Annotated in this window: 10 protein-coding genes and 3 pseudogenes; 6 read left to right on the top strand and 7 right to left on the bottom strand. The window is 69.6% G+C overall.

Features of this window, described 5'->3' with window-relative positions:
- Positions 1-15 precede the first annotated feature (15 nt).
- From OG966_RS21585 to OG966_RS21600, 4 genes and pseudogenes are all read right to left on the bottom strand, one after another.
- Positions 16-921, bottom strand: coding sequence for a universal stress protein (locus OG966_RS21585; RefSeq protein WP_326651394.1), 906 nt, complete (start codon positions 919-921; stop codon positions 16-18).
- A gap of 152 nt (positions 922-1,073) precedes the next feature.
- A complete protein-coding gene (locus OG966_RS21590; RefSeq protein ID WP_406731351.1) occupies positions 1,074-1,220 on the bottom strand; it encodes a hypothetical protein in 147 nt (48 codons plus the stop codon).
- Positions 1,221-1,307: 87 nt separating this feature from the next.
- Entirely contained in the window at positions 1,308-2,054 is a 747-nt protein-coding gene (gene pflA / locus OG966_RS21595) for a pyruvate formate-lyase-activating protein (RefSeq protein ID WP_326651395.1), read from the bottom strand.
- Positions 2,051-3,703, bottom strand: a pseudogene (locus OG966_RS21600) (pyruvate formate lyase family protein); the annotation flags it as partial. The pseudogene OG966_RS21600 and the gene pflA, both read right to left, overlap by 4 nt.
- On the opposite strand from OG966_RS21600, the pseudogene OG966_RS21605 reads away from it, so the two are divergent.
- Together OG966_RS21605 and OG966_RS40855 are read left to right on the top strand one after the other, a co-directional pair.
- Positions 3,663-4,135 (top strand): annotated as a pseudogene (locus OG966_RS21605) (Crp/Fnr family transcriptional regulator). The pseudogenes OG966_RS21600 and OG966_RS21605 sit on opposite strands and share 41 nt — an antisense overlap.
- A 33-nt stretch (positions 4,136-4,168) precedes the next feature.
- Positions 4,169-4,301, top strand: a pseudogene (locus tag OG966_RS40855) (CBS domain-containing protein); the annotation flags it as partial.
- A 26-nt stretch (positions 4,302-4,327) separates the two neighbouring features.
- On the opposite strand, the gene OG966_RS21610 reads toward OG966_RS40855, so the two are convergent.
- The 3 genes from OG966_RS21610 to OG966_RS21625 all read right to left on the bottom strand — a co-directional run bounded on the left by OG966_RS21610 (position 4,328) and on the right by OG966_RS21625 (position 7,741).
- The gene (locus OG966_RS21610; protein WP_326651396.1) at positions 4,328-5,545 is read right to left on the bottom strand and encodes an HAD-IC family P-type ATPase; all 1,218 of its coding nucleotides are present in this window, start codon (positions 5,543-5,545) and stop codon (positions 4,328-4,330) included.
- Positions 5,526-7,043: a cation-translocating P-type ATPase gene (locus OG966_RS40860; protein WP_442806811.1), complete on the bottom strand. Its 1,518-nt coding sequence runs from the start codon at positions 7,041-7,043 to the stop codon at positions 5,526-5,528. The genes OG966_RS21610 and OG966_RS40860 overlap by 20 nt, the downstream gene beginning before the upstream one ends.
- 239 nt (positions 7,044-7,282) lie before the next feature.
- Positions 7,283-7,741 (bottom strand): universal stress protein, encoded by a 459-nt coding sequence (locus OG966_RS21625; protein ID WP_326651397.1) that lies wholly within the window; start codon positions 7,739-7,741, stop codon positions 7,283-7,285.
- Between the two features lie 441 nt (positions 7,742-8,182).
- On the opposite strand from OG966_RS21625, the gene OG966_RS21630 reads away from it, so the two are divergent.
- The 4 genes from OG966_RS21630 to OG966_RS21645 all read left to right on the top strand — a co-directional run bounded on the left by OG966_RS21630 (position 8,183) and on the right by OG966_RS21645 (position 12,683).
- Positions 8,183-9,037, top strand: a complete 855-nt coding sequence (locus OG966_RS21630) for a slipin family protein (RefSeq protein ID WP_326651398.1) — start codon at positions 8,183-8,185, stop codon at positions 9,035-9,037.
- A gap of 505 nt (positions 9,038-9,542) precedes the next feature.
- The gene (locus OG966_RS21635; protein WP_326651399.1) at positions 9,543-10,076 is read left to right on the top strand and encodes a hypothetical protein; all 534 of its coding nucleotides are present in this window, start codon (positions 9,543-9,545) and stop codon (positions 10,074-10,076) included.
- A gap of 635 nt (positions 10,077-10,711) precedes the next feature.
- Positions 10,712-10,888: a DUF2180 family protein gene (locus OG966_RS21640; protein ID WP_326651400.1), complete on the top strand. Its 177-nt coding sequence runs from the start codon at positions 10,712-10,714 to the stop codon at positions 10,886-10,888.
- Positions 10,889-10,961: 73 nt separating this feature from the next.
- Positions 10,962-12,683, top strand: coding sequence for a sensor histidine kinase (locus OG966_RS21645; protein ID WP_326651401.1), 1,722 nt, complete (start codon positions 10,962-10,964; stop codon positions 12,681-12,683).
- Positions 12,684-12,696 lie beyond the last annotated feature (13 nt).

Genomic DNA, 12,696 nt, shown 5'->3' on the forward strand with positions numbered 1-12,696 from the left:
GCTCCTCGGGATGGGTCAGCCGTGGGAGACGACGGCGACGGGGGCGGTGGAGTGGTGCAGGACGGCGTGGGTGACGGAGCCGATGTGGGCGCCGAGCGGGCTGCGGCGGCGACGACGGCCGACGACGACCAGGGAAGCCCCGTGGGAGGCGTCGACGAGGTGGTTGCCGGGGCTGCCGTAGGGGCACTCCTCGGTGACCTCGGTCGCCGGGAACTTCTCGGTCCATGGGCGCAGCACCTCGGTGAGGGCGGTGGATTCGCGTACCGCCAGGGCCCCGTGCAGTTCGAGGTCGACGGACAGGCCGTGGGCGTAATAGGCGGGCGGGTTCCAGCCGTGCACGACGCGCAGGGAGGTGCCGCGGCGGGCGGCAGCGGCGAACGCGAAGCCGATCAGTCCGTCGTCGGGGTGCTCGATGTCGAGGCCGAGGACGACGGGCCGGAACGGAGTCGCCGCGGACGGAATGCCGACCGGGTCCATCTCGTGTTCGTCGGCGGCCTGTTCCCCGGCGCGGACGAACACGACCGGCCGGTCGGCATGTGCCACGACGGACAGCCCGACCGAGCCGACCATGAACCCGCCGATCCCGCCCAGTGCGCGGGAGCCGAGAACGAGCAGCTCCGCGTCCTTCATGGCGCCCACCAGTACGTCGGCGGGCTGGCCGGACAGCTGTTCGCCGGTCACGTCGAGGCCGGGATGGCGCAGCCGGATCCCTTCGCTCGTCTCGCGGGGAATCCTCTCGGTCCAGTACCGCTGCGTCTCGGCGCCGAGCAGCGGTGCCTCCGCCATGGCCGGCGGCACCGGCTCCCAGACCTGGACCAGCTTCAGTGGCAGGCCGAGCAGCTGTGCCTCGCGCGCGGCCCACTCGGCCGCCGCACGGCTCTCAACTGAACCGTGGAGGCCGACGGTGACGGTGCGGGTCATGATGCCCACCTCTCGGATCGGGGGTCTTGATGAGAGCCTCGTCCTCGGACGAGTCGCCTGGCAGGGACCGAAGGGCCCTGGCAGGGACCGAAGGGCCCTGGCACGTGTTCGGCGCGGCGGGCCCACCGACGAGCCCGCCGCCCCTCCCGCGATCACCGCAGCCGGCGGCTGCGGCGGACCAGCGGGAGCTTCACCCAGAGCCTGGCGAGGCCGAGGGAGTCGCCGGCGGAGACGTCGGCCGGCGCTATCAGGGCGACGGCGTAGATGAGGTGATGGTCGACGAACGGGTTCGTCGACATGCGCTACGCCACCCTGGCCGCCACCGGCGGCCACCCTCGCTGTCACGCTCGGACTGCCTGCTGCGCTTGCTGTGCCCGGTGCCGCGCTCAGTAGGCCGGCAGGCCATGCGCCCGGAACTGTTCACGGACACGTTCGACCAGTTCGGAAGTGGGGACGGGAGTGTCGCGCAGCGAGAACGGAACGCCGAGGGCCTCGTACTTGGCGGCGCCCAGCTTGTGGAACGGCAGGACGTCCACGCGGTCGACCGAGCCGAGACCCGCGACGAAGTCGGCCAGACCCGCCACGGACTCCGCATCATCCGTCCAGCCCGGCACCAGGACATATCTGATCCACATCCGGACGCCGAGCCGGTCGAGACGGGTGGCGAAGTTCAGGGTGGGCGCGAGTTCGCCGCCCGTCAGGTGGCGGTAGGCCGTGATGTCGAAGGACTTGATGTCCAGGAGCACCAGGTCGGTGTCGGCGAGGAGTTCGTCGGAGGCGCGGGCGCCGAGGAAACCCGAGGTGTCGAGGGCGGTGTGCAGTCCCGCCTCCTTGCAGCGGCGCAGGACCTCGCCGGTGAAGGCGGACTGCAGCAGCGGCTCGCCTCCCGTGAGGGTCACTCCGCCGCCGGCTGTGGTGATGAAGGCGCGGTACTTCTCGATCTCCGCCATCACCTCGTCGACAGTGGCCTCCCGCCCGTCCCGCATGTGCCAGGTGTCGGGGTTGGCGCAGTACAGGCACCGCAGCGGACACCCGGAGACGAAGAGGACGAACCGGGTCCCGGGGCCGTCCACGCCGGTGGACAGGTCCCAGGAGTGGATCCGGCCGGTCGTCACAGCGCGGACGGTGCTCACAGCGATCCGTGGAAGGTGCGGCTGATCACGTCGAGCTGCTGCTCCCGGGTCAGGCGGACGAAGTTGACGGCGTAACCGGAGACGCGGATGGTCAAGTCCGGGTACTTGTCCGGGTGTTCCATGGCGTCCTCCAGCGTGGCGCGGTCGAGGACGTTCACGTTCATGTGGAAGCCGCCCGCGGCCATGTAGGCGTCGAGGATGCCGACCAGGTGCCCCGCACGCTCCTCGGGGGCGTGCCCCAGCCCCTCGGGGGTGATGGTCGTGGTCAGTGAGATGCCGTCGCGGGCCTGCTCGTACGGGAGTTTGGCGACCGAGAGCGCGGAGGCGGCGACCCCGTGCCGGTCACGGCCGTTCATCGGGTTGGCGCCGGGGGCGAAGGGCTGTCCGGCCCGGCGCCCGTCGGGGGTGTGCCCGGTGTGCTTGCCGTAGACGACGTTCGAGGTGATCGTCAGCACCGACTGCGTGTGCTCGGCGTCCCGATAGGCGGGGTGCTCGCGCACCTTCGCCATGAATGACTCCACCAGGCCGACGGCGATGCTGTCGGCGCGGTCGTCGTTGTTGCCGTACGCCGGGAACTCGCCCTCCGTACGGAAGTCGACGGCGAGGCCGGTGGCGTCCCGGAACACCTTCACCCGCGCGTACTTGACGGCGGACAGACTGTCCGCGGCGACCGACAGACCTGCGATGCCGCAGGCCATGAAACGGTGCACAGGGTGGTCGTGCAGCGCCATCTCGACGCGCTCGTAGGCGTACTTGTCGTGCATGTAGTGAATGACGTTCAGCGCGTCGACGTACGTCCGCGCCAGCCAGTCCAGGACACGGTCGTACGCCGCGGACAGGTCGTCGTAGTCCAGGTACTCCCCGGTCAGCGGAGGCGTCGGGGACGCGATCTGTTCGCCGGTCATCTCGTCCCGGCCGCCGTTGACCGCGTACAGCAGCGCCTTGGCCACGTTGACCCGCGCCCCGAAGAACTGCATCTGCTTCCCGACCGCCATCGCCGACACACAGCAGGCGATCGCGGTGTCGTCACCCGTACGGGGCCGCATCAGCTCGTCGGACTCGTACTGGACGGCGCTGGTGTCGATCGACACCTGGGCGCAGAACTCCTTGAAGGACGACGGCAGTTGCGGCGACCACGGGACCGTCAGGTTCGGTTCGGGTGCCGGGCCGAGGTTGTAGAGGGTCTGCAGGAAGCGGAAGGAGGTACGGGTGACCAGGGTCCGCCCGTCCGCGCTCATGCCCCCGATGGACTCCGTCACCCAGGTCGGGTCGCCGGAGAACAGCGCGTCGTACTCGGGGGTGCGCAGGAACCGTACGATCCGCAGCTTGATCACGAAGTCGTCGATCAGTTCCTGGGCGCGGGTCTCGTCGATGATCCCCTCGTCCAGGTCCCGCTGGAGGTAGACGTCCAGGAAGGTGGACGTGCGGCCCAGCGACATCGCGGCGCCGTTCTGCTCCTTCACCGCGGCCAGGTAGCCGAGGTACAGCCACTGCACGGCTTCGTGCGCGGTGACGGCCGGGCGGGAGACGTCACAGCCGTACGTGGCCGCCATCCGCGTCAGCTCGCCCAACGCCCGCATCTGCTCGGCGAGTTCCTCGCGGTCCCGGATGGTGTCCGCCGTCGACGGCCCGGCGTCGAGCAGTCCGCGCGCGCTGCCTGCCGAGCACTGGCAGCGGCTCATGCGCTTCGCCCACGAGGTCTCCTTCCCGCAAGGGACGCGCCTGTTCGAGGAGGGCAGCCGGGCCGACCGGTTCTGGATCACCGCACGGGCACGATCCAGCTCGACATGCATGTGCCGGGCCGCCGCGCGGCCGTCATCGAGACCCTCCGGCACAACGAACTCGTCGGCTGGTCCTGGCTGTTCAGCCCGCACGTCTGGCACCTGGGCGCCGAAGCGACGACTCCGGTGCGGGCGTACGAGTTCGACGCCACGGCAGTCCGGCTGATGTGCCAGGAAGACCCGGCCATCGGCAACACCATCGCCCAGTGGGTCGGTGACGTGCTCGCCCACCGTCTCCGCTTCGCCCGGACCCGACTGCTGGACCTGTACGCCCCGTACGGCGCCGACAGCGCGGGCTGAGCGCGCCCGCGAGCCGAAGCGACAACAGAAACAGAAGATGAGGGCCGTGTCGTCGGTGTCGTGTCGGAGGCCGATCCGCTGCCCAAGGAGGAGTTCCGCGACAGTGACCCCTGCCTCCCCCGTCACGCAGCGGCGGCACCTGTCCGACCTGGCAAAGGCCGACGCGAGTTCGACATTTACTGATGCCGCTGCTCACCCTGTCTGTTCTGCCGTACGCCCCTCTACGAGGCGTGATGTCACGGACGTATCGAGCGTCGCGTCCCTTGTTGCGTCGCGATGGCGGCGGACCCAGCGGAGGACTTCGTCGGCTCCCCAGACGATGAGCGGGAACGGTGCGACGACTGCGAGCTGAGCCGGGCTGAGGGCTGCCGTGCCGAAGATGTGCTGGAGGGGCGGCGCGTACACGACTGCCGCGGTGAAGGCCAGCTCGAAGGCGATGCCCCACAGGAGCAGGCGGTTGGTCCAGACGCCGACTGTGAACAGAGAGGCGCGGTCGGTGCGGGCGGCGAACGCGGTGCCGATCTGGCAGGCGACGACACCGACGAACGTGATGGTCGTCGCTTCCAGATATGCCTGGTGCAGAGGGTTGCCGCTGCCTGTGGGATCTCCTGGGTGCCAGCCGGCGTGCCAGAGGGTGAAGAGGAAGCCGCCCATGACCAGGGCCGCGGAGATGGTTCCCAGGAACGCCCATGCGCGGAAGAGGAGGGCCCGGTTGATGACTCCCGTCTTGCGTGATCGCGGCGGGCGGGACATTAGTCCGGGCTCGGCGGGCTCGCGTCCGAGTGCGAGCGCGGGCAGCGTTTCGGTACCGAGGTCGATCGCCAGGATCTGCAGGACGGTCAGCGGCAGCGGGATGTGACCCCCGGAGAGTGCGAAGACGAGGAAGGGGACGACCTCGGGCACCGCGTGGGCGAAGATGTAGAGCACGAACTTGCGGACATTGTCGAAGACGCGTCGCCCCGCGTCGACCGCGGAGACGATGGTGGCGAAGTTGTCGTCGGTGAGCACCATCGTGGCTGCTTCACGGGCCACGTCTGTTCCCGATTTGCCCATGGCGACACCGATGTCGGCGTGGCGCAGGGCGGGAGCGTCGTTGACGCCGTCTCCGGTCATCGCCACCACCTCGCCCCGCGCCCGCAGGGCTTCGCAGATACGCAGCTTGGCCTCTGGTGAAGTGCGGGCGAAGACGATCTCCTGGCGTCGCGAGAGCAGTTCGTCGAGGTCCTTGTCGCTCATCCGGTCCAGTGCGTCGCCTGCGAGGACCGGGCTGCCGACGTGGCCGATGCCGACCTGGCGGGCTATTTCCGCGGCGGTGAGTCCGTAGTCGCCGGTGATGACGTGGATACGGATTCCGGCCAGGTGTGCGTCCCTGACGGCGTCGGCGACGCCGTCACGTGCGAGGTCTGCCATGGCGACCAGGGCCGATCAGGGTCAGGTCGGATTCCGCCGCCGACCGCTCTGCCGGCGCCTTCTGCCCGTCGTCCAGGACATGGTGGGCGATGGCGAGCACCCGCAGTCCGGAAGCCGCGTAGCCGTCGATGGTGGCGCTCAGCTCTCCGCGCAGGGCGGCGTCCAGTTCGACGCTCTTTCCCTGTGGGTCGAGGAGGCGGGTGCAGCAGGGCAGGACGGCTTCGGGGGCGCCGTTGGTGTGGACCGTGGTGGCGCCTGCTTCGTCGTTCACGGTGGACATGCGCTTCAGGTGGGCGTCGAAGGGGAAGATCGTGCGGCGGGCGGCCTTGCGCTGGGAGGGCACGATGGCGACGCCGAGTTCCTCGGCCAGGCGGAGGATCGCGAGTTCGGTGGGATCGCCGCTGCCCTGAGGCTGTGCCGGTGTGGGTGCCTCCGCGGTGGTGGAGGCGGCGGCGCTCGCTGCGAGGAGTGCCGCCCGCGGCTCGTGAACGGCCCGGGCCGCGTCCATCTCGCCGCCCGCCAGCCACAGCCGGGTGACCCGCATCCTGTTCTCGGTGAGGGTGCCGGTCTTGTCCGTGCAGATCACGGTCGTCGATCCCAGGGTCTCGACTCCCGAGAGGCGTTTGACGACGGCTCCGCCGGCCGCGAGTTCCCGCACTCCCGCGGCAAGGGCCAGGGTGATGGTCGGCAGCAGCCCTTCGGGGACGTTGGCGACGATCAGTCCGATGGAGAAGCCGATGGCCGCGCTCCAGCCCAGCCCGGCGGCGACTCCGATGGGCAGGAAGGCCGCGCCGATCACGACAGCGACGACGGCGATGATCCAGGTGGCCCGCCGCACCTGCTTCTCCAGGGGGCTGCGTTCCGTGTGTACGCGCTGGGACAACGCGGCGATGCGGCCCAGCTCGGTGTGCATACCCGTCAGGGTCACGACCGCTTCTGCCTCGCCGCCGCTGCAGGTGGTGCCGCTGAAGACCAGTTCGTGTGCCTCCAGCAGGGAGCCGGTCTCGTCGGACGGCTCGGGCGAGCGGGTCACGGGAAGCGATTCGCCGGTCAGTGAGGACAGGTCCAGCATGAGGGTGCCCTCGATGATCCGCGCGTCGGCACAGACCCGGTCGCCCTCGGAGACGACGAGGATGTCGCCGGGCACGAGGTCCTTGGCCGCGATCTCGCACCGCACATCGTCGCGCACGACCCTGGCGGTGGGCGGCAGGAACGCGGCCAACGCCTCCACGGCCCGCTCGGCCTGCATCTCCTGGACGAAGGCGAATCCGGCGTTCAGGAGGATCACGGCCACAACAGCGACCGAGAGTGCCGGTGTTCCTCCGGCCCATGCCAGGACGGCCGCAAGGGCCAGCAGGATGGCCAGGGGCTGGGTGAACTGGGAGAGCAGCTCCCCCGGCCAGCGCCTGCCGCCGGACCGGGTCAGCACGTTCGGGCCGTAGACCAGTTGTCGGCGGGCCGCCTCCCGGCTGGTGAGGCCCGAGGGGGAGGTGCGCAGGTCACGGAAGAGTTCCGCCGGCTGCCGCCGCTCGTCGGCCTGTTCCGCGTTGTCGGGCGCACCGGGCGGGCATCCCGCTCATCGGTGTGTGATGACCGGGTCATGAAGGGCCCTCCCCGGAAGGAAAATGCTTGAGACCGTGCGGATGCGCCTCGAAGCCGTTGACTGTCAGGGCCAACACGCCACGAGCGGTCGGTCGTTGTCCTCGCCCTTGACCGGTCGGCTTCGCGCCGCGCGGGTCACGGTTGGGGGACGACGACCACCGGGCAGGGTGCGTGCTGCACGCAGTGCTGGCTTACCGAGCCGAGGAGGATGCCGGTGAAGGTGCCGTGGCCCCGGCTGCCCAGGACCAGAAGCTGTGCGTTGCGGCCCGCGTCCATCAGTACCTCCACGGGATGGCCCTCGGCCACGCGGATCGCCACCTCGGCCGGGTCGTCCAGCTGTTCGCGCACGGTGGCCACGGTTTCCTCCACGGCTCGTTCGGCGGCCTTGGCGAACTCGCCTCCTTCGGGCATCGACGGGACCCAGCCATAGCTGTACCCGTACACCTCCGGGTACTGCCAGGCGGCGACCGCCTCGATGGCGCTGCCGCTCAGCTTGGCCTGCGCCAGTGCCCACCTCAGTGCTGCCTGTGAGCAGGGCGAGCCGTCGACCCCCACGACGACGGGCCAGGGCTTCTCATCGGTGTGCTGGGCCATGTCATTTTCCTGCCGGGCGGTTACGAACAGAGACAGCTTGCGCGACGGGCAGTGCAGGCTCGCCCCCGGATTTCGATGGAGGTTCAGATGCGTACGTGCGGCTGTCACCGGGATACCGGACGGACGCCTCACGCTACGCACCCTCGCCGAACCCACGGCCCGCCAACCGGCCCTACCTCCAGGGCCGTATGGCCCTCCCCGTATGGCCCACCTGTATCCAGGCCGAGTCGAACGCGATGGGGGACCGGTTGGCCTCTGACTGCGCCGCAGGCAGCCAGCCATGCTCGGAACACGGCATGAACTGCGAAGCCCGGCCGGGCCCGCCACCGCGGGCCATTCGCTCTTTCCGGTGCACGAGCCCGGTCCGGCTTCCGTGGTCCTTCGCGCTCCGGCTGGAGCGCGAAGGACAGAGGTCTCGTGCCCTATCTGAGGAGCAGCACCATGGAACTACTCGTTTTCCTGATCGTCATAGTGGCCCTGCTGGTCGTCGTGACGATCGCCATGGCCGTCAAGGTCGTCAAGCAGTACGAGCAAGGGGTGCTGTTCAGGTTCGGCCGGCTCGTCGGATCACGGGAACCGGGGCTGCGGTTCATCATTCCGTTCGTCGATGTCCTGCACCGGGTCTCACTGCGGATCGTCACGATGCCCATTCAGTCGCAGGGCATCATCACACGCGACAACGTGAGCGTCGACGTGTCGGCGGTGGCGTACTTCCGCGTCGTGGACGCCGTGAAGTCGGTCATCGCGATCGAGAACGTGCACGCCGCGATCAACCAGATCGCCCAGACCACCCTGCGCAAGGTCGTCGGCCAGCACACCCTCGACGAGACGCTCTCGGAGACCGACCGCATCAACCTGGACATCCGGGAGATCCTCGACGTCGCCACCGTCGAGTGGGGCGTGGAGGTCACCCTGGTCGAGCTCAAGGACATCCAGCTGCCCGACAGCATGAAGCGGGCGATGGCCCGCCAGGCCGAGGCAGAGCGGGAGAAGCGAGCGAAGATCATCAACGCCGAGGGCGAGTCGCTGGCCGCAGCGGCCCTCGGAGACGCGTCGGACATCATGATGGACCATCCCCTGGCCCTCCAACTGCGCAACCTCCAGAGCCTGGTGGAGATCGGCGTGGACAAGAACACCACCGTCGTCTTCCCCGCCCCCCTCATGAGCACCATCGGCGAACTCGGCTCCTTCCTCGCCCGCGAGACGGCGGCCGCAGGCTCCGCGACGCCGCCGCCCGCCGACCGCACCACGACCAGCCCGGACCCGGAACTGAACGGGGCAGTCGTGGCCGTCTGATCAACCGTGTCACCGTAGTGGTGGTCCCCTTGCGCCTGGGCTGAATGGGGCTACGCTGACGATCAGACGTCCTGGCCCCTGGCGCTTACTGCCAGTTGACACGGATGCACCAGGGCGGCCCCTGAAAGGTCGCCCGGCGCTTCCCCCGCGGCTGCCGGCTCGATCCCGAACTCTCCTGCCGTACGGCCGCATTCAGAGACACATGACGCTGCGCCCGGAGTCCATGACCGTGTCCTGGGGCATCAGGGAGGACCGTCGCTCCAGTCGTCTTCCCGCGAGGACACGCACGTTCTGCCTCGCTCCACGGCGCCGTGCCGACCGCTTCCGGACGGAGCACCATGCCCACCACCTCCCAGGTACTGCCAGCCCATCGGCACGGCGCTGACGGCCGAGCCCTGCTCACTGGGGCAGACGAACCCGGCCACGATCCGGTGCCGCGTACGGGACCTCCCGGGAAGCCTCGGCCGGCGAACCCGGGCTCTGGGACCGGTCCACGGAGCCGGCCGTGGTGACCACACCGGGCAGGACCCAGGCTGCCGACGCGTCACCCCACCAACACCACCAGGTCGAACGGCTTCTCGCCCGCCGACGCTCGGTCGTCGCATGGTGCGACCGTCACCTGATGGCCGTCCACGCCCTGTCCACGCTCATGAGGGACACCCCCGGTGTTGTCGACGCGGCCCTGGCCGAGGTGCTCACCGACCCCGTCGACCCTCCCCCGGCCCTCAGCCCGGGCGAATACCCCGCCGCCGTCCCATCTCCTTCCCCGACACGCGCTGCTAGCGCACACCTGCCCGTCACCAGGGACCGCTGTCCCGACGGCGCCTCCTCCCCGCTCGACCGCATCGAGCTCGCGCTCCATCTCATCGGAGACCGCTCCTGCGTGGCGGTCTCCCAAGCGCTCGGCCTGCCCGAGCGCTCCGTCGCGGCCCGCCTCCGTTCGGGGCTGTGGGTGCTGTTCACCCCCTGCGACTCCGGCTACTCGCCGCGGGGCCGGCTCCCCGCCGCCACGGCGGAGAGGCACCACGGACCGAACTGAACCGCCCCGTCCTCGTCCGCCCGCCTTGCACATGAGCAGAAGCGAGGGGCGACCGCGGCTGTGCAGGGCCGAATCCGGGGACTTCTGTGGATGGTGCCGCCCTGGCCCCCGGCCGCGCCGCTTCCACCGCGATGTCGCACCGGAGTACTTCCGCTCACCCGTCGCAGGGCCGTTTCTCGCTTCTTTCCACACGGTGACACTGGGCTACTCGATGCGTCCAGCGAGGCGTCTTCACCTGCCCGGCCCTCCTCGACAGGCCATCGAAGTCCTGGCGGTACTCATGTACGTGGTGCTCCTACCCGTGGTGCTCCCGCTCGCCTTGATCGGCACGCTGACGGGGCTGTCCTGGTGGGAGGACTACCTGATCCCACCAAGACAGCCCGAAGGGCTCGCCACAGCGTCGGTGGTCGCGCCCCTTCGCTCCTCTGCCCTCGCCGTGATGTCGGCCGATGACCACCACCGCACCCTCATGGGAACCGCAGAACGGGGCACCCGAGCTTGTGCGCCACTTAAGCGTCGTGCACCTGCTGCAGGACTCGGCTCGGCCGGGCAGTGCTTTCGCACCCCGCCGTATCCGTCGACCACTCGGAGAGCAGAAGGAAGCATGAACTGCTACGACTGTCACCAGGTCCGGGGTGACCACCTCGGCCGTCGCCGTCTGCCGGAACTGCGGGGCCTCGCTCTGCCCTGATCACGTCAAGTTCACCGAGCCGCATCTGGAGCGGCACGAGGGCATGGGCGTCGCCACTCTCAAGAAGCCTGCTCGCCGCCTTACGTGCCTCGTCTGTCATGACGCGGAGCACCAGTTCTGACCTGGCCGCGGCATCCATCGGGCACCAGTATCGGCAGGGTCACCCGGGACGACCAAGCGACCGGAGGCAGCAAGTGAACGTCAGGGAACCCGCACCGTCCGAGAAGGTGCCACGACTACGCCTGGACGAGCTGCTCGAAGGGCTTCAGGCGCAGATCGGGGTGGTCCGCGGCACCCAGGGGCGCCTTCACGGGCTGCTGGAGGCGGTCCTGTCGTTGGGCGGTGAGCTCGATCTCTCCCAGGTGCTGCGCCACATAACCAAAGCCGCGGTGGTTCTGGTCGATGCCGAATACGGCGCACTTGGTGTCGTAGGTCCCGATCAGAGCCTCGCGCAGTTCCTCCCGGTCGGGGTCAGCGAGGCCGAGCAGGCACGGATCGGGGTTTCGCCCGCCGGGCACGGGCTCCTCGGCGAGCTGATCAGCCATCCGGAGCCGTTGCGGCTGAAAGAGCTGTCGGAACACCCGGCCTCGCACGGCTTTCCCTCGCACCACCCGCCGATGCACTCCTTCCTGGGTGTGCCCGTCCGTGTCCGGGGAGAAGTGTTCGGCAACCTCTACCTCACCCAGAAACGCGGTGGCCTCCCGTTCGACAGCGAGGACGAGGCCGTCCTGTCGACCCTGGCCGCAGCCGCAGGGGTGGCGATCGACAACGCCCGTCTGTACGCGGAGGGACAGGTCAGAGAACGCTGGTTGGCAGCCAGTGCCGAACTCACGCGTGGCCTGCTCTCCGGAACGCCTGAAACGAAGGTGTTGGAGCTGATGCTGAACCGGGCGCAGGACATCACGTCGGCCGATCTCGGCGTGGTCGAACTGGTCACCCCCGGGACGCAGGAACTGCGCGGGGTACTCGCGCTCGGGGAAGGTGCCGCGCAGCATCGTGGTGTGAGGCTGCCTCGCGGGGGGACTCTGAGCGGGGAGGCCCTGGCCTCAGGGCAGTTGATCGTCACGTCGGAGGTGGGGAGTGACCCGAGGGTCACCTACTGTCCCGAACGGTGGACGGGGCTGGGGCCCGCGGTCGCCGTTCCCATGAGTACCGGTGACAAGGATCGCGGGGTGCTCGTACTCGCGCGCACCGCGGGACGCCCGCCCTTCACCCAGGCGGAGATCGCGCCGCTGCCCGGTTTCGCCGGCCAGGCCGCCCTCGCGCTGGAACTCGCCGACCGACGCAGGGCGGCCGAGCAGGTGAGCCTGCTGGAGGACCGCGACCGCATCGCGCGCGACCTCCACGACCTGGCCATCCAAAGGCTGTTCGCCACGGGAATGACGCTGCAGAGCGCGAATCGCTTCGTCGAGCACCCGGAAGCGACCGAGCGGATCGGCCGGGCGGTCGACGACCTCGACGCCACCATCAAAATCATCCGGTCCACGATCTTCGGTCTGCGCGACCACGACAGCACCGTGATCGGCCACGGCCTGCGGGCCCGTGCCTCCAGGACCGCCGAGGGAGCCGTTCCCGCGCTGGGGTTCACTCCGTCCCTGCTCATGGAGGGCCTGCTCGACACCGGTGTCCCGCACACCGTGGCGGACGAGGTCGTGGCGGTGCTGAGCGAAGCACTGTCGAACGTGGCCCGGCACGCACACACCCCGTCCGCGGAGATCGCACTCGTCGTCCGCAACGAGCGGCTCACACTGACCGTCACCGGCAACGGCGTCGGAATCGGCGACGGCGGACACAGCGGCGGGCTGCGCAATCTCAGTGAGCGCGCGCGGAACCTGGGTGGTGAACTCACCCTGACCGCCCCGCCCGAGGGCGGCACCCTGCTCCGCTGGGCCGTCCCACTGCCTGATCGCCGCTAGCCGGTGGCCCAGC

This window comes from Streptomyces sp. NBC_01750 (genome assembly GCF_035918095.1).
Taxonomy (GTDB): Bacteria; Actinomycetota; Actinomycetes; order Streptomycetales; family Streptomycetaceae; genus Streptomyces.